Origin of the sequence: Mucilaginibacter rigui, from assembly GCF_014773275.1 — a bacterium.
GTDB lineage: Bacteria > Bacteroidota > Bacteroidia > Sphingobacteriales > Sphingobacteriaceae > Mucilaginibacter > Mucilaginibacter rigui_A.
This window is the reverse complement of sequence record NZ_JACWMW010000001.1, coordinates 1198736-1223266: the sequence shown is the minus strand read 5'-3', so window position 1 is coordinate 1223266 and position 24531 is coordinate 1198736. Positions and strand designations below refer to the sequence as shown.

At 43.0% G+C, this 24531-nt stretch carries 20 protein-coding genes; 5 read left to right on the top strand and 15 right to left on the bottom strand.

All coding sequences use genetic code 11. From position 1 onward, the window contains the following. Positions 1–126 precede the first annotated feature (126 nt). The 12 genes from IDJ75_RS05405 to IDJ75_RS05350 all read right to left on the bottom strand — a co-directional run bounded on the left by IDJ75_RS05405 (position 127) and on the right by IDJ75_RS05350 (position 15512). Positions 127–1113, bottom strand: coding sequence for an SAM-dependent methyltransferase (locus tag IDJ75_RS05405; RefSeq protein WP_191174566.1), 987 nt, complete (start codon positions 1111–1113; stop codon positions 127–129). A gap of 150 nt (positions 1114–1263) precedes the next feature. Further along, a complete protein-coding gene (locus IDJ75_RS05400) occupies positions 1264–2181 on the bottom strand; it encodes a glycerophosphodiester phosphodiesterase family protein (protein ID WP_191174565.1) in 918 nt (305 codons plus the stop codon). Positions 2182–2288: 107 nt separating this feature from the next. Further along, complete coding sequence (locus tag IDJ75_RS05395; protein ID WP_191174564.1) at positions 2289–2909, bottom strand: hypothetical protein; 621 nt, start codon at positions 2907–2909, stop codon at positions 2289–2291. A 138-nt stretch (positions 2910–3047) separates the two neighbouring features. Beyond that, entirely contained in the window at positions 3048–3512 is a 465-nt protein-coding gene (locus IDJ75_RS05390) for a DoxX family protein (protein WP_191174563.1), read from the bottom strand. Between the two features lie 115 nt (positions 3513–3627). Next, the gene (locus tag IDJ75_RS05385; RefSeq protein WP_191174562.1) at positions 3628–4302 is read right to left on the bottom strand and encodes a MarC family protein; all 675 of its coding nucleotides are present in this window, start codon (positions 4300–4302) and stop codon (positions 3628–3630) included. A 90-nt stretch (positions 4303–4392) separates the two neighbouring features. Further along, entirely contained in the window at positions 4393–5907 is a 1515-nt protein-coding gene (locus IDJ75_RS05380; protein ID WP_224746485.1) for an alpha/beta fold hydrolase, read from the bottom strand. Between the two features lie 205 nt (positions 5908–6112). Further along, entirely contained in the window at positions 6113–6847 is a 735-nt protein-coding gene (locus IDJ75_RS05375) for a LamG domain-containing protein (RefSeq protein ID WP_191174561.1), read from the bottom strand. 5 nt (positions 6848–6852) lie between these two features. Further along, the gene (locus tag IDJ75_RS05370; protein WP_191174560.1) at positions 6853–8196 is read right to left on the bottom strand and encodes a glycoside hydrolase family 18 protein; all 1344 of its coding nucleotides are present in this window, start codon (positions 8194–8196) and stop codon (positions 6853–6855) included. 34 nt (positions 8197–8230) lie between these two features. Continuing rightward, positions 8231–9244, bottom strand: coding sequence for a glycosyl hydrolase family 18 protein (locus IDJ75_RS05365; RefSeq protein ID WP_191174559.1), 1014 nt, complete (start codon positions 9242–9244; stop codon positions 8231–8233). A 3-nt stretch (positions 9245–9247) separates the two neighbouring features. Beyond that, positions 9248–10852 carry a SusD/RagB family nutrient-binding outer membrane lipoprotein gene (locus IDJ75_RS05360; RefSeq protein ID WP_191174558.1) on the bottom strand — a complete coding sequence of 535 codons (1605 nt, stop codon included), beginning with the start codon at positions 10850–10852 and terminating at the stop codon, positions 9248–9250. A 33-nt stretch (positions 10853–10885) separates the two neighbouring features. Then, positions 10886–14392, bottom strand: coding sequence for a SusC/RagA family TonB-linked outer membrane protein (locus IDJ75_RS05355; RefSeq protein ID WP_191174557.1), 3507 nt, complete (start codon positions 14390–14392; stop codon positions 10886–10888). A gap of 67 nt (positions 14393–14459) precedes the next feature. Continuing rightward, the gene (locus IDJ75_RS05350; protein ID WP_191174556.1) at positions 14460–15512 is read right to left on the bottom strand and encodes a FecR family protein; all 1053 of its coding nucleotides are present in this window, start codon (positions 15510–15512) and stop codon (positions 14460–14462) included. A gap of 95 nt (positions 15513–15607) precedes the next feature. On the opposite strand from IDJ75_RS05350, the gene IDJ75_RS05345 reads away from it, so the two are divergent. The 4 genes from IDJ75_RS05345 to IDJ75_RS05330 all read left to right on the top strand — a co-directional run bounded on the left by IDJ75_RS05345 (position 15608) and on the right by IDJ75_RS05330 (position 20229). Beyond that, positions 15608–16231, top strand: coding sequence for an RNA polymerase sigma factor (locus IDJ75_RS05345; protein ID WP_191174555.1), 624 nt, complete (start codon positions 15608–15610; stop codon positions 16229–16231). A 147-nt stretch (positions 16232–16378) separates the two neighbouring features. Then, complete coding sequence (locus IDJ75_RS05340) at positions 16379–17962, top strand: flavin monoamine oxidase family protein (protein WP_224746484.1); 1584 nt, start codon at positions 16379–16381, stop codon at positions 17960–17962. Between the two features lie 32 nt (positions 17963–17994). Next, positions 17995–19161: a pyridoxal phosphate-dependent aminotransferase gene (locus IDJ75_RS05335; RefSeq protein ID WP_191174554.1), complete on the top strand. Its 1167-nt coding sequence runs from the start codon at positions 17995–17997 to the stop codon at positions 19159–19161. Between the two features lie 87 nt (positions 19162–19248). Further along, complete coding sequence (locus IDJ75_RS05330) at positions 19249–20229, top strand: Hint domain-containing protein (RefSeq protein WP_191174553.1); 981 nt, start codon at positions 19249–19251, stop codon at positions 20227–20229. Between the two features lie 52 nt (positions 20230–20281). On the opposite strand, the gene IDJ75_RS05325 is transcribed toward IDJ75_RS05330, so the two are convergent. After that, positions 20282–21322 carry a sialidase family protein gene (locus tag IDJ75_RS05325; RefSeq protein ID WP_191174552.1) on the bottom strand — a complete coding sequence of 347 codons (1041 nt, stop codon included), beginning with the start codon at positions 21320–21322 and terminating at the stop codon, positions 20282–20284. Between the two features lie 246 nt (positions 21323–21568). Between IDJ75_RS05325 and IDJ75_RS05320 the strand changes: the two genes are divergently transcribed. Next, positions 21569–22771, top strand: a complete 1203-nt coding sequence (locus tag IDJ75_RS05320; protein WP_191174551.1) for an MFS transporter — start codon at positions 21569–21571, stop codon at positions 22769–22771. Here IDJ75_RS05320 and IDJ75_RS05315 read toward each other — a convergent pair. Together IDJ75_RS05315 and bufB are read right to left on the bottom strand one after the other, a co-directional pair. Then, entirely contained in the window at positions 22768–23616 is an 849-nt protein-coding gene (locus IDJ75_RS05315) for an HvfC/BufC N-terminal domain-containing protein (RefSeq protein WP_191174550.1), read from the bottom strand. The two genes, IDJ75_RS05320 and IDJ75_RS05315, sit on opposite strands and share 4 nt — an antisense overlap. Further along, positions 23609–24529 carry an MNIO family bufferin maturase gene (gene bufB, locus IDJ75_RS05310; protein ID WP_191174549.1) on the bottom strand — a complete coding sequence of 307 codons (921 nt, stop codon included), beginning with the start codon at positions 24527–24529 and terminating at the stop codon, positions 23609–23611. Before bufB ends, IDJ75_RS05315 begins: the two co-directional genes overlap by 8 nt. Between the last annotated feature and the right edge of the window lie 2 nt (positions 24530–24531).

Below are 24531 nucleotides of genomic sequence, written 5' to 3'. Positions count from 1 at the left end.
GATCATAAGCTTTTAGCGCACAGTATGTGATATTTACAAAGAGCGCGATGTTGCTAACGCGAAAGAGCCGCGTACATATCGTAAATAAATGAAGTATTCATTAAAGAAATAGCCAAGCCAGGTTATTTATCCCCACTGATGAATAAAACCGGGCTTTTCTCCATTAAGATAATTAAAGGTGATGTGTTTACCCTCCATTTCTCCGACACCGGTAATCATCTTTGGATTGGTAAGGCTGCACTGGTAGTCGGTTAACACTTCATCACCATAAGTTTCTATATGGGTGTGCAGAAAAACAGTTTTATAATCATATACCTTATCAGGGATACGGAAGCTAACCGGTTGCGGTGTTGTATAATGTTCCCTGCTTATGGTATATACTCCACCAAGAGCTATACGGCGCGGTAACGCCCCCGCCATTCTACTTCTTTGTTCTTCGTTTAAGTCTAACAAGTTTGCGCTTACAGTAATCTTAGCAGGTACAAATAAGGCCAAAGGTGGTAACTGCGGGATAAGGTTTTGCATAACAGCCACCTGCGGCTCTTTCATTAATGCATTCAACATAGTTTCTGATACGGCCAAATGAACTGTTGTACCCTCGGGTATTTTATAGGTTGTGGCATCAGCGCATATGTACGCTTTTATATATTCACTTAAATTTTGCCGGTCATACATTCTCTTTACCGCATCAAGCGATACCTGATTAATGTCAAGAAAAGTAAAGGCTATCTCTGATGGGCTGAACAATGCAACTAAAGGAGTAAGCAGTGTTGCATATGGGCCGCAGCCAGCATATAAAATATGAATGGTTTGTGAAGGGAAATCTGCTTTTAGCCTGCAAACCGCCTTATATATTCCCCGAACAAAAACTGCTGTCCGCTGAAACTCAAGCAGGCAGTGGGCGGCCTTAATAGTTGATACCGCTTTACCCGACGGCAACATAATATCATCGTCTGTAATATTCCCGGCAGTTACCCCGCATTGTTCAGCATATAATGAGTGTAATTCGTGAATTACTTTATAAATACCCCCTAAGTTATCAGGCTCATCTATAATAGTTCGGTTAGCTCTTTTGAGCAAATCAATAAAATCAGTGTTTGCTTTTGTTTCCATTCATCTATTTAAATAGCTAACGTTGTGCAAAGCCAAACTTACAGGCAAAACGCTAACGTATAAATATACCGCTGATAGTTGATATATTAACCTGTAAAAACCAGCCGTTTAAACAAGTTATTTCAAAACAATGCAGTAACTTATGGTATGTTATTTTAGCAATTCGCTTAAATAATTGGGGTAATCGGTTATAATACCGTCAACTTTTAACTCCGTTAAGCGTTTCATTTCGGTAGTTTCGTTCACCGTCCATGGGCATATCAACATCTTTTTGTCGTGGCATTGTTTCACCAGTTGTTCATTCACCATGCCATAATGCGGGTTATAAAACTGCGGAGTATATCCTAACTCGGTCAAATTTTGTTCAAAGCTAACCTTGTTATCGCCGGTTAAAAAACCGGTAGCTACCTCAGGGTAATTTTGATGCATTACCTTTAAAGGGCGTTTATCGAACGACTGAACGATTAAACGTTTACCGAGTTTTTTAGCTTTCATTACATCCATAACTTTTTTAACAAAAACCTCTGGCACGGGCTGGTTAACACCATCTGTTTTCGCATCCGATTTTATCTCTAGCAGGTAATAAACCTGTGGTAAGTTATTTGCCTTAGTGTAATGCTCAACAGAATCAACCAGTTCTGATAGCAGCGGCGTGTAAGTAGCCAGGTTTTGCTGCTGCGGAAAAGCCGGATATTTTTTTGTACCGATAATAAAAGGCTTAATATCGGCATAATCCATCTGGTAAAAAAGGTACTTGTCGCGGGCTTTAGGATCTATCTCAGCACCATTGGGCATCAGCGTATAATTAGGGTCGAACGAATCATCGTGATAAACAATCACCTTACCATCTTTAGTAACATGAACATCAAACTCTATGGTATTTACGCCATAGTTAATGGCTTTCTGCATAGCAGGTATTGTATTCTCAGGCATCATTCCACGCGTACCGCGATGGCCTATTTTAAAAAATGATGGGTATTTTGACACATTTTTTGAGTTAAACGAACAGAACACCATTACAGAAGCAAAAATAACAGCTGCACATAGTATGCTTTTTAAATTAGCCATAAACATATTAGTTTTAAAATGAGGATCTCCTACAACAAAGCTATAAACATATAATTCAGCAGAAAGGATTTTTATTTGTAAAGCAACCAAACTGTGAGAACAGTTACTTAATACAATACGTATTTTTTGGTTTTGTGGCGACCGTTGGTGTCGTACTCAATGATCAAATATCTATCAGTTAGCTTTTTGATCTTTATACGATATAGTATCATTGGTTCATTAAAAACATCATTAGGAAAACTAAGTAGTCGTTTTTTGCCAGTGCTAACGCTGTACAAGATCATTTTATCCTTCGTAGTTGGTACATCCTGTTCGCTGTAAAGCAAAGCCTCTTTCTTTTTAACCACATCTATCCACCAGGCATCGGTTTTCAGAATATTTTTGCCTGTCGTTTTTTTGATCAGTTCAATTTCATGCGGGTTTCCTGATCCGTAAGAATGTACAAATACAAAGTACTCCTTAAAGTCAGCCCCAACATAACCCAGGCTTTTATAAAGCCCCCCTCTCACATCCGACGCAAGCTCGGCTATCTTTTTATTCCCCCTGGTAAGGTAAAGATACTGAGTGCTGTCATCCGCTTTAAACAGGATATTGTACCCCCCTGTTAATTTTGTGGGATAATCATACGGCTCTATTTCGTCTGCCTCGCTTTTTGTTGATGGTGTATTTTGTGAATAAGCCGCTATGCCAATTAACAGAGATAAAATAAAGAGACTGATAGTACGCATGCAATAAATTTAGCCACCAACTTACTCAAAAAAAATTATTTACGAGATGTTAGCGAGCTTATATTCTATAGTAGTTTAAAAATATAAAAGCCTTCCAGTTTGGCTGAAAGGCTATTTGTATTTGATAGCACTCGCTTTTTATGTTCTTTTATGGCGATACGCATTACTATCGTTTATCCATTTATCTGCCGAGAATGACCCTGACCCTACTATCCAGATAACTACCAGCATCAGGAATACCAAGATAGAAAGCCATAGCTCGGTATTCAGGAATGTAAGCCCCCTGGTTGCATTCACAAAAAATATGGCACCCAGCACTATGGGCATCTGTATAACAACAGCCATACGGGTAAGTAACCCTACGATGATGAGCAGCCCCCCTATAACATGCGCAAATGCTATGATATGTATCAGCACCATGGCCATCAGGCCCGAAAAGTCAAAAACGTTATTATGGAAGATCCAATCCTGCTGTACCGCGGTGTTACTTATAAAAACAACGCCCTTACCAAAAATGATCAAACCAAGTACAATGCGAACTACATCGAGCCATTTTGGATGATGAAGATCACCCCAGTGCTCTATTTTACGAACCATGTTCATAACGCCCTCCTTTTTAAGAATGTTTATAATTGATTATTATGAAGTTACGCATAAAAAATAATTATAAACACAATTAAATTTTCACTTTTTGGGATACGTAAAAAGTTGTCGGGCTTTATATATTAAACAGCACTTTCAGTCCCGAATAACCAATTTGAAGCCCTACGCAAAATATCAGGAATGCAGATATACGGTTTACAATGGTTTCGCCATTTGGCCCTAAATACCTTAATATGGTTTTGGTGTTCAGGTAAAAAATGTAGATCATAGCACATATTACAATTATGGAAACCAGTATTGAACCTACATTAAGATAGTATTCGGCACTACCAATTTCATTGTTGTGTGCGCTGAGGGTAAAAAGCACTGAGATGGTACCGGCACCTGTGGTAGCAGGGAAAGTAATAGGATAAAATAGCTTACCCGCTATATGTTTATAGGCCGAAACATTGATCTCGTCTTTTACCGCGTCGTGGTCAGAGCTTGGTTTCGGGTCTGACGATAAGAAATCCCACCCTATTTTACATATCATGATGCCCCCGGCAAGCTGAACAATGGGTATCGAGATCCCAAACAAGCTCAATATCCACTGGCCAAAAAAAAGCGATACCGTGCAGATGCAAAAAGCATAAAAGGTGATTTTGCAAACCGCACGGCGTTTTTCGGCCTTGGTAAGGTTTTCAAAAAACGGGGTTAAAATAAGCGCCGAACCAATTGGATTTACTACCGGGAACAGGGCTATTATACCTATAAAAACAAGATTAAGAAACGTTTGATGAAAGATATTCATAGCATTACAATTGAACGGGACATAATGCAATATGTAAATAATCTTCCTGATTTACCAGGCGTGGTTTACAACATTTTCATCAGGCAGGCATTATTGCAGCCGTACAATGCTGGCATTTGGTGCAATAACCTTTTTGTACGGTTCGTTCAAAAACTTCCTTACCATTTCGTACCATTCTTTACTGCCCACGCCATGCCCTTTGTTGATAAACAAAAAGCTTTGGCCGTTTGGCATATAATGGTTTATAGCACTGATATAACGCGGCCTGCAGTTGGGGTCCATCTCGCCATCGCCCAGTAATACAGGTTTTAAAGAGTAGTAAGGCTGTTTGGTTCCGGCATTAACAGGTGGCACCTTCCAGCAATCGCACATGCTTTTTATTACATCGTTAATGCGGTAGCCTGTTAAGTATGGATAGGCTTTGTATAATTGCTGTATCACCTCTTCGCTATGGTAAGTACTTTGATCGGCGCAGTAGGCAGATATCCGCATCCCATCGGGCGCCTGGTTCTTGCGGAACAGATCATCTAAAAAGGTATTGATATAAACGCTGTGATGGCCTTTTATCATCTCTGTGATCATATAAGCCACATCTTTCCGGTGCAAATTATCCGACATCGTGTTCATGATCTCCGCCAACAGTTCGTTTTTAGTGTAGGCAATCTTTACAGAATCGGTTGTGCCTTTTTCTAAATAAGGCTGATAAAAAGTTTTATAGGCAATACCATTAAAGTAATCCAGGAAACGCTGTTGTAAATTACCGTACAATGCTTTATCTGTCGAGTCCTGCTCTACATGGCGAAACAGCACGGTAAGCGCCTCATTAAAATTAGCAGGCTCATCTTCATCTATCGGCGTAAATATAGGTAAGGGCGAATCAAGCACCAATGAGCGGACATGCGTGGGGTCCTTCTTTAATACAGCTGTCATCAAACCACCGCTATATGATCCGCCCAAAAGGTTAATTGAATCTATTTTCAGCACCGCGATCAGGTCGTGAATATCAGAAACAGTTTCATCCGTATTATAGCCGGACAGGTCTATACCCCTATTCTCTAAAGTCTTCTTGTATCTTTTTACACCTTCAAGCACCATGCTGTCTTTATCAAGGTTTTTCCGGTACGATTCTTTGATGGCGGCATCCAGGTCAAACGCCCTTAGGTGCGGTAATGCATACCTCGTCCCCCGCTGTTCTATGGCAATACAGTCGCGGTCTTTTATCAGGTCGCTTTTTGTAGCACCAATAGCCCAGCCTAAAGAGCTGCCACCCGGGCCGCCGGCAGTATACAACAACGGATCTTTCTTCTTGTCGGGGTTTTTACTGTACACCACAATAAAGGGCAACTTAATCATCCTTGATGCCTTTTTATTACGGTTTTCGGGTACAATAAGATAACCGCACCTGGTTTTAAAGCTGCTATCAATTTTATCAAATGGCGCGGAGAAAGCAGTTTTAAGATTTGGTGGGGCTATCTTTACAAAATTGCTGTCCATCATAAACCGGCAATTGCAATCTTCTATTTTAGGTGTATATTTTTTTTGCTGGGCCGTAGCCGATAAAATGCATAGCAACCCAATAAAAATAAGTGTGCCGGTCTTTTTCATATTTTGTTAATGGCTTTGAACAATAAGATGCTTTTTAATTGCAATATGTTGCAAGGTAGCAGTACTAAAGATAACAGCTATTTACAAAACCACCCTGGTGATTTCACCTTTTTAATACATCTTAAACTACCAAAACTGCTGCAACAAAAAACCCGGCTGCTTTATGTGCAGCCGGGCTATCTAACTAATCAACAAATTTGCTGTTTTATTGCGCACTAAACTTAAAGCTGTGTATCACCACCTCAAATGGTTTATCATCCGTTGGTGCCTGCCCTTTAAACAACCAAAGGTTTAACAATACCGGCATGCTTACACTGCTAATAGATACCGACGGGCTTTTAAACTCTTTACTGATAAACAGGTTATCCCGCGGCTCATCGTTCACGTGGCCGTACAGGGTTTTAAAAGTTATTTTGTCGGCAGTACGGGTAAACTTATGCGTGGTATACGTACCGTTTGGTGATGTAAACTCTGTTGAAAAACTGGTATGCCTTGGCGGATCACCCAACTTAGGGTAAACCGTGTAGTTTAAATTTGGATAGCTGCTATTGCCCCATCGTGCAAATTCAATATCTATCTCGTCCCTTGCATCGGTACCCGAGTAGTCAAACAAGCCTAGTACCAGGTTTTTGTCGAACTTATCTACATCAGCATCAATCTGCCACTGATAGGTGCCCATACCGAAGCTTTCGGTACTGGCCACTTCGGCGCATTCCCAATGGCCTGTGGTTGCGTTCTTGCTCACCTTTAAATGCAGCCAGCCGCTGCCATCAACCCACACATTGTTACCGCTCCAGTAATTGGGGCCGGGGCCGGTAGCTTCTGCGGGTTCTTTAACCTTCCAGGTGTAGCCGCTCCATTTAATGGTTTTATCCTGTGCGTGCGTATAGCTGTGTATCAGCAAAAGTGCAAACGCGATAGTATATATTTTTTTCATCATCGCTCTTATTTTATTCCGTTAAATAATGCCAGCATCAACGAATTCGCATCCTGGGTGTCATAATCGCCGCCATACAAGTAACCGCCTTTAAAGCCATTATTTTTCAGGTATTGTGCTTTTTGAGTAATTAGCGGTACCCCATTGTAATATACCCCTTTGCCCGATTTGTCGGTAAATTCCTTACCAAACGCGGTTGGGTCGGCAGTTAAAATATCCTTGTAGGTCATGTAATCATACGATCCCCAGCTTGCGTTATTACCATTAGCGTCCAACTCGTTGTAACGCAAACCAAACGCAGGCATACCCACAACCAGTTTACTGGCCGGCAGATGGAAGTTTGGCCATATAGCAGCACCGTCAATCATAAACTGTAAGCTTGAAGACTGCCCAACAGGTGCGCCCGGGCCTATGTGAATATTATCCTCAAAGGCATGCAAATTAACCCAGCTTGCAGCCGAAAGATCTGGATACTCCCAATGCTGGTAATTTACCGAGGCTGTTACGGTAACTAAAGCGCTTGGCGGTAATGCCGCCTTCAGCTCGTTAAGGAATGGACCTATCGCGTGGATATTATCAGGCGCATTGCCCGAGTTGATGTCAGTCATCATAATATCTACACCGTCCATACGTTTGGCGGCAACATAAGCTTTTACCAGGCCAATAAGTTTAGTGCGTTTTGCAGGGTCGCGTATAGCGGTACCAAAATCGTTGGTTTCATAAATAGCCCAACCATCAATACCTGATAGCCTGCCACTAATACCCATTATAACCGGTACGCCTGCAATATGCGCCCTTGCAACCAGTTCTTTTGCTTTTTGCCCTACCTCTCCCGGCGAAGTATCCAGGTCACCTTCCGGTGATACCAGGCCAACCTTGTAAGTTACATGCGTAACATTATTAAAATTCACGTTCGCTGCTGATGCATCCTGCGTAAGGTACGACATCGCTATTTTAGTATAGGGTTTAAATGTATAGGTTGAAGGGTTAACTAACACCTTGGTGCTGCGCACACTCGAATCGCCGTTGTAAGTAACCTTTAGTTTGATAGTAAATTCACCTCCACCTTTTGGCGAAAAGTTAAACTTTTTATCTTTCGATACCTCCACGTTGTTCACCAGCCAACTGATATCGGCTTTGCCGGCAGGTGTTACCTCAATGTTGGTAAACTTAGCTGTATCGCCCTCGTCAATAACCTGAGCTCCCGAAAACTCCCTCAAAATATCGAAGATACGGGGCTGAAGCGGGTTGGCATCCTCCTGCTCTTTTGCCACATCCTTTTTACAGCCTGCGGCTACCACTACCAGCAGCATCAGCAGTAGTAATGGTAATTTTTGATAGATCTTTTTCATTTTCTATGATTTAAATTTCTTTAATGTCTTAACCTTATTTTTTTGCCGCCTTTACCTCGGCGTCAATGATATTGAGTAATGAATTTGCCCCGGTACCGTCCTGCAGTAATTGCCAAACCATAATGCCACCGGCTTTTTGTAAAGCCAGGGTAGTTTTACTTTTGATGGTAGGCAAACCATTATAGTACATGATACCACCGGCAGCAACCGTTACTTCATCCTTATTCTCTGATCCCGGGTATTGTTTAACGATGTCTGCAAAACTCATATCCTCAGGCACGCCGCTGCCAAAACCGTAACCATAAAAAGGCAGGCCAAGGCTCAGCCTTTCTTTGGCTATGCCGCGGGTGCCGCTCCAATAATCCAGATCATCAACAGCCATACTGTATGGCGAGTGCTGCCCGGGCTTCTCAGGTTTCCAGGGGCCGGTTTTATCGTACGACATAATGTTGATATAATCGAACTGTGCCAGCGCCTTGTTGGTATATTGCGCTGCGTAAACCGTAGCTATAGCCGTGGTAAGCAGTTTACCCTTTGGCTTAAGGGCGGCTTTTACAGCTACCACAAAAGCCTCATAATTATCATCAACAAAATGGCCTTCCAGGTCAATATCAATGCCATCCAGGTTGTACTGGTCTGCTATACTGGCCAGGCTGGCCGCAAGTTTTTCCCTGCTGCTGCCTGTAGCTATCAGCGTGGTATAATACTCAGGTGCAAGCCCGCCGCCAATTGATGCCAAAACCTTTACGTTTTTAGCATGCGCCGCTGTTACCAATTCTTTTAACCCATCCAGCGTAGTAAAATTCCCGGCGGCATCGGGGTTTATAAATGCAATGTTAAGATGGGTTATCTTACTAAAATCAAACTGTATGGCGCGGCCATCCACCACATTGTACTCTCTTAAGTAACCTACTACCCTAAAAGATGCGGCAGCTACCGGTTTCTTATAGTCATCATTCGTCTTTACTTCAGATTTCGCACTCTTTTTACAGCTGCACATCAATATGGCCATTAATATAACGCACCAAATATTTCTTCTCATCATCATATACTATTGTTTATCCCACCAAACACGTTTGGTCCAGTCATCAATACCGCCTTCAATAGCGGCAATTGCTTTGTTAATGTTTGTTGCGTTTTGCTCCGTTTCGGTAAGCGGGTATTCAAACCTGCGCGGGGTAGTTGTAGCGGTAGATTCGCCGGTAATAGCAGGCAGTAACACCGGGAAGCCTGTACGGCGCCAGTTAGCATAAGCCTCTGGCCCGTTTAATAAAAGTGCAACCCAAAGCTGCGTATCTATTGCTTTTAATTCGTTCCCCGGCGGTAGCGGATTATCCGTTTTAAAGTTTTCGATCTCAGTACTGGTCAAAACAGGTCCGCCTTTAAATAAAGCCAGTTGCCTCATGGCTGCTTCCACCCCATTCTGGTAATGCGTTTTAGCATCAACACCCAGGTTTAAGTTCCAACGTTGGTTTGCTTCGGCTAATAAAAGCTCGGTTTCGGCGTAAGTAATATGGAAGTAAGGCGCATCATTGGTGATCATCCAGTTGGCAAGCTGTACTTTTTGGCCATTGTTTGGCACCTGTACAATACGGCCACCACCAAGGTCAACATTTATAGCTCCCAAAAAGTCGTCGTAATTGTACTTACCCGGGCCTACGCCAATAATACCAACCTGTGCTTTTACCTGGTCGGTAACGTCAATCCTTTCAGATGGTTTGTCGGGGTTTACCCAATAATCGCGGGCAATATATTTTAAACGGGGGTCATTACTGCTGCTCATTACATTTAACAGGCTGCTGCAAATACGTGGCCTGCCTTCGTCAGGGTATTGGTTGATAGCTACAGATACACCATTACCGCGAATATCAGCATAGCTGTTTTGCACATCGGCATGGTGAGTTATGCAATTATCATCAGCACTGGTAAATACACCAGCCGCGTAAGCAGCCTGTACTTCTGCTTTTGCTTTATCAGGCGCTATTTTGCTTAAGCGCATGGCTAAACGCAGGTGCAGCGAGTTGGCAAACTTTTTCCATGCCGGCACGCTTCCCTGGTAAAAAATATCGGCAGCTACATTGTCTTTTGATGCATCTAACTGTGCCGAAGCAGCGGTAAGTTCTTTAAAAAAATCGTCGTAAATATCTTTTTGCGCATCAAAAACCGGGCGTACCACTCCTGATATGTATCCTTTGCCTGCCTGCGAGTAAGGGATATCGCCGTAAAGGTCTGTCATCCTTGCAAAAATATATACCTTCATAATGCGGCACATGGCGTTCAGGTTGCTTTTAAGCGGGTCTTTTGAAGAGCGTTCTACCGCGTCAACAATGTTCAGCACATCATTAGGGTAGCCAAGTTCCCAAAGCTCAGACATGTACTGCCTGTTCTTCACATACTCAAAACCATAACGGGTGTAATAGGCGCCTCCTATTTGCTGCACAAGCGGCATGGTCATGATAATGCTTGTACGCTCATTTATGGTCAGCTCGCCCGAAAAACGCAGCTGCGTAAGCACCAGCTGATTTACCGGATCGAGGTTGTTTGATTTGGTGGGATCGGTATTCATATCACCAAAATCTTCGAACTTCTTGCAGGAAACCAACACAGTGGTTGCCGTTAAAAGCAGGATAATTATTTTATTTATATATCTTTTCATATCTATATGATTATCAATAGTCTATAAATCTTGTTAGAATTTCACGTTTAAGTTAAAACCCCAGCTTTTTCTTGATGGTAATGAACCATACTCAAGCCCCTGCCCGTTACCATTATTGTAATTAGAGTCGGGGTCAACATTGGGTACATTTTTATGGATGATGAACGGGTTACGACTAACCAGTGCTACCGCCATATTTTTGATACCCCATTTTGATGAAATTGCAGTTGGGATGGTATAACTCACCGTTATCTCGCGCATTTTAATATAACTGGCATCATATATAAAAGGGGTAGCTACGCCATTACCATCGCTGTAATAATTGGCCCAGTAAACAGATGGATCAACCGCCTTGGTGTTGGGCGCGTATATAGGTTTACCTGATCCGTCCACACCTGTCTGCACCACTCCCTGAGGCACATATCCCCTAACTTTACCCGCTGCTGTCCATTGTTCTATGCTCTGGCCTTGCGACTGGCGGTCCTCTTCAGATTTTATCCATTCGGCCCTGCCCGGTAAGGTTACTAAACTTGCCCCCCTTATAACGTTGAACAGGTTTGTCATGGAAAATAAGCTTGCGCCTTGTTTAATATCAACAACAAAGCTTAACCCGAAATTTTTGTAGTAGAACGAACTGCTTAAACCACCCGTCCAGCTCCAGGTACCTTTACCAAGCACTTCGCGATCAACCGTTTGTAGCGGCGCCAAAGTAACCGGGTCAAGTATGGCGCGGCCCTGGTCGTCTTTTTGTCCTCCGTAGCCTAATATTGCTCCATAGGCGGTGTTTGGCCTTGCCACTACCGAGGTACCCAACCAGCGGGCATCAGATAAGGTTAGATAAGGCACACCATCAGCAAGCGACTCAACGTTGTTAATATTACGTGCAAAGTTCACGTTAAAGTCCCAGCTAAAGTCTTTACTTACAATTGGCCTGGTATTAATGGCTACCTCTATGCCTTTATTACCAATAACACCGGCGTTTAATAAGCTTTGCTGAAAGCCTGAGCTTAATGGTATGTTAACCACATTGATCTGGTCGCGTGATTTTGAGGTGTAATAAGTAAGGTCTAACCCTATGCGGTCATTAAAAAATTTCAGATCGGCACCAACTTCAAATGAGCGGGTACGTGTTGGTTTAAATTTCTCTTTATCAGGAGGTAAAACAGTGGTACCTATACCGCCCAGAGGCGTACCGTTAAATGGCTGCGGATTAAGGGCGTAAACCTGGTTTAACATGTAAGCCTCGGTACTGCTGGCCACTTCGGCGCCGGATACCCTTAACTTACCAAAAGAAAGGATCGATTTATCAATCCTGAAAGCATCGGTAAATACAAAACTTGCCGATAGTGACGGGTAGGTATAGGCATTTTTATTAGGCGCCAGGGTAGATACCGCATCACGGCGAACCGTTGCATCTACATATAAAAAGCTTTTATATGCTGCTGTAAACAATCCGTATAATGAGCGGGTCTCCATTTCACGTGGGGAAATTTGCAGAACTGTCCTGTCAGAAAAGCCGTTAGAACTGATAATGTCAGTAGCTACCTGGTCAATATTTGAAGTGGTATAACCCGGCGCCTGGCTGTGTGATAAACTCGCACCTAACCTTGCCGATAAATTTAATGATGCGGTTACCTGCTTTTGCGCGGTTAGTAACATATCCGCCTCGGTAGTTTGTATTTTTTGGTTGGTGGTTTCCAGCCTGCCGGTTAATGAGCCGGGGGTTGACCGTGGACTGAATTTCTGATAATCAAAATAAGTAAAATCTGTTGAAGCACGGCCTTGTAAGCTTAACCAGCTTGTAAAAGTATAGTTAGCCTGTAAACCGCCTATCATACGGTTTTTCTTGGTTTGATTGCTCATTTCGTTAATTACCCAATATGGATCGAGCCGGTACTGGCCACCTCCCCATTCTACATAATTACCTTCAGCATCTTTATAACCGGTTTTAAAGTATGATTGATCTACGTTATTAGCCAGGCCAATAAAGTTGTTGCCAATATTACCCGGATCATCTGCCAGCGAAGGGCGGTTAGTTACATTCTCGTTCATGTACATTACCCTTGCTTCAACTGTTAAGTTCTTACCGAATTTAGAGCTGCCGTTAAAGTTGAATGTATTACGGCGCATGTTGCTGCCCGGTACAATATCGTTATTACGCAGGTCTGAAAGAGACAGGCGGAAGTTGCCTTTCTCGCTTGAATTTGCTAAAGCTATGGTATTGGTAAAAGTTGAACCTGTGCGGAAGAAATCCTGAATATTATTTTTTACCAGGGCATAAGGGCGGTAAACGCCATCAAAGCCTATCACTTGTAAGTTTGGATCTAAACGTGGGCCAAAGTTGTTAAACAAAGTGTTTTTTGCCTGTGCAGCATCAATTACCAATTGCTCTGAACTACCCTGCCCATATATGTACTGGTTGCCATCCAAAGTGGTCAATTGTTTTTCGAACGATGAGGTGCTGTTAAACTCAATACCCAGCTCTTTCCTGTTCCCGCCTTTTTTGGTGGTGATCAATATTACACCATTGCCTGCGCGGCTACCGTAAAGCGCCGATGCCGATGGGCCTTTCAGTACGCTTATCTTATCCACATCATCGGGGTTAATGGCCGATATGGCATCACCAAAATCCTGCCCGCCCGAGTATTTGCCACCGCCTACCTGGCCGTAGTTAGAGTTATCAATCGGCACCCCATCTACTACATATAATGGTTGGTTATTACCGGTGATGGTAGTATTACCACGTATAATTACTCTTGATGAACCCGCCGGCCCCCCGGCACCGCCGGTTATAACCAAACCTGCAACCTTACCCGCAAGCGAGTTAATGACGTTTGTTTCGCGGGCTTTTTTCAGGTCGTTACCGTCCACTTCAGCAAAGGCGTAACCCAGGGCGCGCTGCTCGCGCTTAATACCAAGGGCTGTTACCACAACCGTTTTTAGTTCGGTACTGCTAAGTTTGAGTGATATGTTCACAAATTTCACTTCCTCGCTGGCAATAATAGATGAAGGCTCAAAACCCAGCATCTTAAATGTTATTATATCACCCGCATTTGCATCAATTGCAAACTCGCCGGCGGTGTTGGTCACAACCGATTTATCTGTTTTGGTATTGATAACCGTTACACCCGGCAACGTCAGTTTATCAGGATCTAATACTTTGCCTTTTAGTACAAAGGTTACAAGGTTTGCATTCCCTTTAAGCGCCTGTATCAATACCGTTTCGCCCGAGATCTTGTATTTAACGTTGATCTGGCTGGCCAGTGCATCAATAACATCGTTAAGCTGTTTATTGGTTATCTTAAGGTTTATCCGGCGTTTAAAATCAACGTCGGCAGGGTTGTATGAGAAATGCACCTTGGTGGCGTTCTCAATTTGTTTAAACACTTTTTCTACCGGCTGGTCCTGCCAGTTAAAAGAATAAAGTGCGTTGGGCGATGATTGGGCGTAGCTGCTGGTATAAATAACCAGGAACACTGCACCAAGCATCCTCAATAACATTTTTGAAAAAAAACGTGAAGAGGGTAGTTTTTTTAGCATAGTTTAAAGATTTAGGTACGTTAATTTATGATAAGGTTTAGGTTGATTTATGGTACGGTTTGTTCAATTAGAACACGATTGTGATGGTATCTCCTTTTAGTTTGTATTTAAAATTGTTTACGAAGCCAATGGCATCCAATACCTCGCTAATGCTTTTATTGTTAAACTGCCCGGTAAACCTGATCTGATCAACCTCTTTAGCATCAGTAGTTACCTGTATGCCATAAGTATTGGTTATTTTGGCTGCTATCTCACTAAAGTTGGCGTTATTGAATATGAGCTTGTTGTTTATCCAGTTTTGCAACTCGTCCCTGCTAAAGTCCGATTTGGTGAAACTATTACTGCCATTTGCCAATACAACCTGCTGGCCGGGTATCAGTATCTGTTCTGTTATATTAGCGCTGGGCTGTGTGGCCTCAACTTTAACCTTACCTGTTGCAAGCATTACGCTGGCTGTTTTTGATGTGGCATAGCTGCTCACTTTAAATGATGTGCCTAAAGCTGTGGTAGCGGTTTTATTGGTAAGTACCACAAACGGGCGGCTCTTATCTTTGGTAACTTCAAAAAAGGCCTCGCCTGTTAAAAGCACATGGCGGTCGTTACCATTATAATCATTTGCTATTTTAAGGCTACTTGATCCGTTTAGGGTTACCGTGGTACCATCGGGCAATACAACACTTTTGCGGGTACCATAATTTGTTTGCGCCACCATGTGGTAATTGGCATTGGTGATGCGGCTATACATTACCGCCCCCGAAACCGGCGCATTATATCTATACAAACCATAAGCAATTACCAGCACTAACAAGGTAGCAGCAACGGCAATACGTGGCAACCATAGCCTGCTCACCTTAGCAATTGGTAAGGGTTGTTTTTTTAATTGCTCAGTTGCTATGGCAGCCTTTAATTTATCAAGCTGTTGTTGCTTATCTGCCTTGCTCACTTTTATGCCCAGCAGCAGGCAAAGTTCGCGAGCATCGGCAATCTTCTTTTTAAGAAGTGGTTGGGTTAAAATAATATTTTCCCAAAATGCCTTATCTTCATCATTAAGCTCATAGCAATAGTTAACAAAGCTCTCATCCGTTAAAAAATCCTCGATATTAAAATTTGTATAGTCCATTAAGTTGGTATTTACATACAAGTGCAATAGATTATTCTTTTTTACCAACACTTTTTAAAAAAATTTATAAAGATTTTTATTAATTTCATCTTTAATTGGCAAAAGCACACCAAACGGCCGAAAAAGAGCGCATGAGCATCAAAACGGAACGGATAAAAAAGAACTGGCAGTTGCTTGCAGAAGGCGATGAGCAGGGCCTTTATGCCTGTTTTGATATTTTTTACGATGACTTGTACCGCTTTGGCGTTTGTATGTACAAAAACCCCGAGCTGGTAAAGGAAGGTATCAATAGTTTATTCATCGAGCTTTGGCGCATTCAGGATAAATTATCATCAGTACAAAACATGCAGCAGTATGTGCTTACTATATATAAACGCATCCTTTACAAAACCTACCAGCAATACTCGCGCGAAACTTTTACCAATACTATTGAAGAGGCCGAGATTGAAGCGGCAATTACCGAACAGCCCTACGAAAACATCCTGATAGCCAGCCAGCAGGACGAGATAACTAAAAAACGACTACAAAAGGCCCTTAACCAGCTTACCCCACGGCAGATAGAAATTGTTCAGATGCGCTATTTTGATCAGATCAGTTTTTGCGAGATCTCTGAAAAAACCGGCCTTACCGAGCGCACCATTTATAACACCCTGCACAACGCCATCAAAGTACTGCGCGATGTTTTTTCTCTTGCTTTGATCATTCGCTTATTGAGTTAAGGTTATTTGACTTACGGCCCCGGGTTTTGATAATAATGTATATAAAACACATAGATATTATCATATTTAAAATATTTCCGCGCTTCTTTTATTAAAACAGATATTAAATTATCTTTAACAAATTAAGCATTATTACAATTACTCCTATTGAAAACAATTAGCCGAAGAGATTTTTTAGGCAAAGGCGCAATGCTTGCGGGAGGCACCTACCCCGCCATGATGGCTTTAGGCTTACTACGCCCCTCCCCTGCACATGCTTTTAATTTAGAAGGCATCGGGCAAGGCAAACACATTATTATTTTAGGGGCTGGTTTGGCCGGCATGACCTGCGCTTACGAACTTAACAAACTTGGTTACCGCTGCACCATCTTAGAGGCCCGCCAACGTACCGGAGGCCGCTGCTGGAGCATCCGTAACGGCAGTACCAATACCGAAATTGACAAACCTACTGTTACCGCCCATTTTGATGAAGGGCAGTATTTTAATGCAGGCCCATCGCGCATACCACATAACCACGAACTTACCTTACATTACTGCAAAGAGCTTGGTGTACCTATCCAGGTGTATAACAACGTAAACGAGGGTGCTTATTACTTCGCCGAAGGCAAAGGCCCTTTATCAAACAAAAAGATAAAGGTTCGCGAGGTACATAATGATATACGCGGGTATATGAGCGAAATGCTGGCCAAAAGCATTGACCATGACGGATTGGATAGCGCATTAACAAAAGAAGATGCCGAAAAGGTTATTGAGTACCTGAAAGCAGAGGGTGGTTTGGATGTAGATAAACTTTACAAAGCTTCCGCAAGGCGCGGTTATACTGAGATGTACGGTGCGGGTAACAAGCCCGGAAAATTTGGTGAACCACACAAACTGGCCGACCTGATCCACTCGAGCCTGATGGACCCTGACTTTTATAATGTGGCCGAGTATACCTACGAGCTACAGATGACGATGTTCCAGGCTGTTGGCGGGATGGATAAGATATCATCAGCTCTGGAGAAGAAAGTGGCCCCATACTTAAAAATGGGTACCGAAGTAACCGATATTACCAACCTGCCCGAGGGTGTTAAGGTATTATATACCGATGCTACAGGCAAGCATGAACTAAGTGCCGACCTCTGTATCTGCACCCTGCCCTTACCGGTACTAAGTAATATCAACCATAACTTCTCGGGCGATGTAAGCCGGGCGATAGATTATATCGGCTATATCCCTACGGGTAAAATTGGCCTGCAGTTTAAGCGCCGATTTTGGGAAGAAGACGAACATTTGTATGGGGGCATCACCCATACAAATAATGACCTGACACAGGTGTTTTACCCATCGTACGATTACCTGGGCAAAAAAGGAATCCTGATAGGTTACTATAACTTTAACGAGAAAGCACAAAAGATAGGTGCATTAGGCTACGCCGACCGCGAGAAGTTTGCGCTGGAAAAAGGCAGGCTAATCCATCCGCAGTACGATAAGGAGTTTGAAAGTTCTTTTTCTGTAAGCTGGCATAAAACAAAGCACAGCCTGGGCGGGTGGGCGGTTTATAATACCGATACCCGCAAAAACCAATACCCGGCGCTGTTAAAGCCCGATAAGCAGGTATACTTTGCAGGCGAACACCTCACCTACCTGAACGCCTGGATGGCCGGCGCGTTTGAATCGGCACGCAGCACGGTGGCTGCACTACATGCACGGGTTAGCGGGCAGCAGGTACAATACAAAGTGCAGCAATAAATTAAAACTAAGAAAACTAAAATAGCATCACAATGGCAAATTCAATTAACCGCAGAAACTGGATCAGATCCAGCGCTTTTATGGCCGGGGGACTGGCTTTTTGTTCGGGCACTATAACAAAACTGGCAGCTATGCCAAAACGTGTATTGCGGTCGCCACGTGCACTTACAGACCGGGAAGTAGCATTAGCAGCCCCTTTTGACCTGAAAGCAAGGCTTTTGGCCAACGAAAACCCGTTCGGCCCTTCGGCTACTGCAAAAAAAGCCATTGCAGATGCGCTTGATAAAAGTTACCAATATCCATTTATGCTCGCTTCGCAGTTATCGGGTAAAATTGCAGCTTATGAGGGTGTGGCGATGAAAAACATCTTGCTGGATTCAGGCTCTACGCCATTGTTGCATGCCGCTGCATTATGCTACACAAAAGGCGGTAAAAGTGTTATTACCGGCGACCCATCTTACGATGACCTGCCAACCTACGCAGAAGAATTTGATGGCAAATGGGTAAAAGTACCTTTAACCGCCGACTATAAATTAGACCTTGACGCCATGGAAGCCAAGGTAGATGCCAACACCGGAATGGTTTATATATGCAACCCAAATAACCCAACCGCAACTGTTGTTGATACAGCTAAGCTTAAGGCCTTTTGCGACCGGGTATCAAAAAAAACAATGGTATTTATTGATGAGGCTTATATTGATTACCTGCCCGATCCGCAGAACAGCACTATGATAAGCCAGTTAAAAGCGGGCAACAACATTATTGTAGCGCGCACCTTCTCAAAACTTTACGGCTTTGCCGGTTTGCGTTTAGGTTATGTAATTGCCCAACCCGAAACTATAACAACATTAAAAAAATATTCGAGCGCCGGGTTTAACATCAGCAGCACAACACTGGCTGCCGCCGTTGCCGCTTACCAGGAAAAAGACTTTTTAGCAGAGACCCTTAAAAAAACCAACGAATCGAAAGAGTATCTGTATTCTGTTTTGAAAAAGGAAGGTTATACCTATATCCCTTCATCGGCCAACTTTGTGATGTTCCCGATAAAAATGGATGGTAAAAAGTTCAGTACCGAAATGTTTAAACGCAGCGTAGGCATCCGCGACTGGAAACTGAATGGCCAGGACTGGTGCCGCATAAGCATTGGCCGTATGGACGAAATGGAAGCTTTTGCCGCTGCATTTAAAGAAATATCTTAATTATTAAGAGAGGCAAGAGTTAAGAACCAAGACTGTAATTGGTTAGGCATCTTGATTCTTGACTCTATTATCTTGACTCTACAACTCATGCGTAAACTAACATTAACACTATTATTTGCGGGCGCGGTATACATTAGCGGGGCACAAACCGTAACACCAAGGCCCCTTACTATTGCCGAATACACCAAAGCGCAAACCTTTACCATTACCGACCTAGATAAGGACACTTATGTAAAATTTGAGAACGCCTACGTACTCGACCGATACGAGGGCCGCAAGCCTTACTTCATCACCGGTAGCGATGGCCTTAAAAAGCGTATAGACCTGTACAAACTGATAGCCAAAGAAGGCATGCAGGAAATTGGCACTATGGTTTTCTACACTAATGAAAAGGGAAAGGTATACAAAGCACTGGTACCCGATTTTACTGCCGATGCGAAGGTTTGGGAGCAATACTTCCAGGACATTGATAACATTAACAAGGTAGAGACAAACTTTATCCTGAAGTTATCATACATCCTATCGAAAGAACTGAGCTTTCAGCAATACAAACTGCTTAATGGCGGTAAGGATATGAAAGAGGAATCGGCAACCTATGGAAACGATATCTGTTTCCCGGGTGATGAACTGGTGACGATGGCCAATGGCAGCAAAAAAATGCTGAAAGATGTAAAAAGTGGCGACGAGGTAATTACGGTTGACCCTGCCACTAAAAGATCATCGGCAGTAAAAGTAAAAGAGTTAACCACACACGATGCTAAGAACTACGCCTTAACCAAACTGGTGCTTGTATCGGCACAAGTTAACGGGCAAAATGTGAAGTTAAACACTAAAGTATTACAGGCTACACCAAACCACCCCATGCTAACCAAACAAGGCAATCAAAAAATTGGCGAGATAACCGTTGGGCAGGATGTACTTTGCCTTAATGACAAAACCGGTAAATACGAAGCTTACATCGTTTTATTAAAAACAGAAAAAGCGGGCGGCACTCAAAAAGTTTACAACATAGTAGCCGATGGTGGCAGCACCGTGGTTATGAATGGTGTAATGGTGTTGCAGAAATAAATACAGGTTAAGTTATTGTTAGCATATTTAAGCTCAACTACTTATCTTGTAATTAGTTGAGCTTAAATTGTACAAATTTTATACGGCTTCTATTATACGTGTAAGTTATAAAAATATCGCCCAGGGTATCGGCAATAATGGCGGGGTAACTGTATTCGCCTTTTTTTTCATTTTCAAAGGTAAACACATCATGCCAGTTAACTCCATCTGCCGAACTGGCCAGCTTTAACACCGATCTGCCTTCCCACCAATTAAGGCCCGCGGGAAGCGGGTTATAAACTAATAGCTGCATGCCGTTAACGGTTACCGCATCACTGCCCGAATTTGGGTTAGGTAAAGCAGTTTTAGTCATTTTAGACCATGTACCCCCGCCATCTTCCGACCAGCTTTGCACTATAACATTTTGTTTACTGCGCGCAAGTAATTGTAGTTTATTGTGTGGATAAGTTAACAGCGATGGTTGTATAGTTTGAAAAGTATCACAATCTATCGTTATTTTTTGCCAGTTGTTTAACCCACTATCAGACTTTTCAAGATGTACCTGCCAATGCTTTTCGTCGAGGCTCTCTGTACTTGATGGGTACAAAACATCACCGTTTGCCAATTGCAGTGGTTTGTTTTTAACAGGGCCCAAATATCCAGCAGGCAAACGAATGGCAGCCGACCATGTTTTACCGTCATCGGTAGAATACTTATACATCGCCCACCACTCGCGCGGGTTAAGCCCTACTTTATAATGCAGGTACAGCTTACCATCACGTGCCTTAAATAATACAGGGTTCCAACAGGGGTATTGTTTACCATTGTGCTGTATACCATCAGCAACAATAACAGGTTTGGCCCACGCCCCATTTAAATATATTGCTGCCCATATACATACATCGGGGCTTCCCTCACTAGTCCCTCCAAACCACGCGGCCATTAAATTATTATTATCCAGCTTAACAATTGTAGATGCATGGCAGGATTTGAATGGAGCGTTTTCAAAAATAAATTCGCTGGTAACCATACTAAGGCCGTTTGTGGTTTGTGCAAAAACGTTCAATCGTAAAAAAACAAGCGAAAGGTATACCAGGGTATATTTTATTTTCATTTGTAAAAGCATCTTAGTTTATTATTGGATATTTATACCAGGCAATTAAACCACTTGTTATTAAACAAATGAGCCCTTTTGCAATGATATACAATAATTATTACATCGAAGCTTTGTTAGCCAGTTGCGGCAACAGTTACACGCCTTAGCTTATAATGTTAATAACCAAATAGCAGGTGTTCAAAAATCGGCTCGCATTTTTTATTACAGTTTGGTAAACTTGCCAAATATTGTACTCTATATACTATGGCTAAACCCGCACACCCTATATACAACTTACATTTTGCGCTGGTTTGTCTTAGTTCACTGCTATTCTCGGCAAGTTTTAATATGCTGATACCAGAATTGCCCGCTTACTTAAGCAGCATGGGCGGCGGCGAGCATAAAGGCCTTATTATAGCTTTATTTACGCTTACAGCGGGTATCTCCCGCCCATTTAGCGGCCGGCTTACAGATACCGTTGGCCGTGTGCCTGTAATGGCGGTTGGCTCCATCGTTTGTTTTATATGCGGGTTTCTTTACCCTATACTTAGTACAGTATCAGGCTTTTTATTTCTGCGGTTATTACATGGTTTTTCAACCGGGTTTAAACCAACGGCAACAGCTGCCTACGTAGCCGACATAGTCCCCCGCGAACGCTGGGGCGAAGCATTAGGCTTTCATGGAATTTGCTTTAGTACAGGTTTAGCTATCGGGCCGTTTATTGGCAGTACCATCAGGCTGGCGTATTCATTAAACGTATTGTTTTACGCATCCTCGTTTTTAGCGCTAATGAGTATTGTGATATTGATGAACATGAAAGAAACGCTGAAACTTAAGCAGCATTTCAGTTTATCAGTACTGAAGATCTCCCGCAAGGATATTATTGCGGTTGAGGTTTTACCTACGGCTATAGTAACTTTACTGTCGTACGTGGCATACGGTGCCATACTTACCGTTATCCCCGATTGGAGCGGTCACTTAGGTATCATGAATAAAGGGCTGTTTTTTATGGTGTTCACCATTGCATCTTTAATGATACGTTTTATTGCCGGTAAAGTATCAGACCGGTATGGGCGCATTTATGTAATTAATACCGGGCTGGTATTACTGGTTATAGCTCTTGTAGTTATTGGCTACCAGAAAACATCTTTTGGTTTATTAGCAGGGGGTGTTATTTATGGCGTTGCTACGGGCATCCTCTCTCCCGCCCTTAATGCCTGGACGGTGGACCTGAGCCAGCCCGATCATCGCGGTAAAGCTATGGCAACTATGTATATCTCGTTAGAGGCAGGGATAGGTTTGGGCGCATTAATATCAGGCTGGTTTTACCAGGATGTAATAGGTATGGTACCGTCCATTTTGTATGCTACGGCTGTAACTACCGTTCTGGCTTTAATTTATATGACATTCCGCTCAAAAACGCCCGAAAAACACCGGAATGATTTTTTAATGGAGGCTGAGGTTTAGTTTGCCACTTGTATAAACCCGCATTTACGGAAAAACGGCATCCACAAAAAAGCATCAGCCAAAAGCTCAGCCGATGAAATATTCTGATCGGCACTTAATACCGAAATAGCATCGTATAAATTGGTATGCTTACGGCATTCGCTCAGTAGCAAATATTGTGTTTCGGTTATTTCTTCCAGTACAAGGTGATAGTTTTTCCTGCTGATAGCCATATAACTCTTTTGCGGCGATGGCAGTTCGTATTCCTCCTCACGGTAAATCGCCTGGAAAAACTGTTTCATCGGAAAATTAAGTTCCAATAATTGCAGGCATTCGGGTATGCTGATGTTTAAAGTACCGAAAAACATATCCCGGATATCTACCTGACTGGTATTAACAGCATCGTTTTCAATACCGGGTGCGCGCATGGCAACCTGCCTGGCACGCTCTACCCTTGCCAGTTTAGCAGGGATATCAAAATGAATGTTATCTATCCCTTCCTGGGGCTGTGGTTTGGTCTTATCTAAAAAATCGGGAAAGGATTTCCCGAGGTCGTACAAAGTAAATGAGGTGGATGGGTGATACATCAGATAGGCTTTGGCAAAGCTATCAAACAATTCATCACCCATAAACTTTTTGCTGATAGCGTAATCGGCATACATGCAATCAAGCAGCCGCGCCATATAGCCGGAGCTATATACATTCAGCCTTGCATATACAGATGCCGCACCTTCGTCAGATACAACATCATTTTCATTAACATGATACAAATGATTTGCCAACCCTATTTTCTGGTTCAAAAAACCGGGGGCCATCACTACTGTACACAGCCAGTTCTGCAGTAATACGGTATCCTGTTTAACCATTTGATGCCTGTAATTGAAAATCGACCGGGTTTGATACCGGCATATTTGGTGAACGATATATACCCATATCAGGGATATTGCCCTTCAGTACCTCCCGGGCTTTAAAAAGTTCTTCCAGCAGTTCAGGGTATTCCGGGATCTTTGCATCCCATTCAAGCAAGGTACTTACGCCGCCCGTTAGCTGTTGTGCCTGCCGGTACAGTTTCCATACTTCTGATGGTACTGGCTGGTCATGCGTATCCACCAGCAAAGCGCCGCAATCGGTTGGGCCGGCAATATGCATTTGTACAATATGCTCATGCGGCAGGCTGTCAATGTATTTAACCGCATCAAAGCCATGGTTATGCGCTGATACAAAAACGTTGTTCACATCAAGCAATAACCCGCAGCCTGTTTCTTTAGCTAACGCGGATAAAAACTCCCACTCGGGCATGGTTGATGCTTTAAACTGCAGGTAGGTTGATGGGTTTTCTAATATTAGCGGACGCTTCAAAAAGTCCTGTATCTTCAGCACACGTTCGGCCACATGGTTAAGGCTTTCCCCGGTCATGGGCATGGGCAGCAGGTCGTGTGTATTGGTGTAGGCAACGCCCGTCCAGCATAGGTGGTCAGAGATCCATTCCGGTTCTACAATTTCAGCAAGTGCCTTGAGTTTTTGCAAATAAACGTAATTGATAGGGTCGGTGCTCCCAACTGACAGTGATACGCCATGCATTACTACCGGCACCTGTTTACGTACGTGCATAAGTACGTGACTGGCGAAACCAAAATCATCCATAAAGTTCTCACTAATGATCTCGAACCAATCTACCCCTGCCGGGTTATTAAGCAAGTAATTAAAATGTTTGTTTCGTAAACCCACGCCAAGGCCCAAATTTGGCAGGCCCAGGCGTGGTTTAGTATTGATGCTCATAA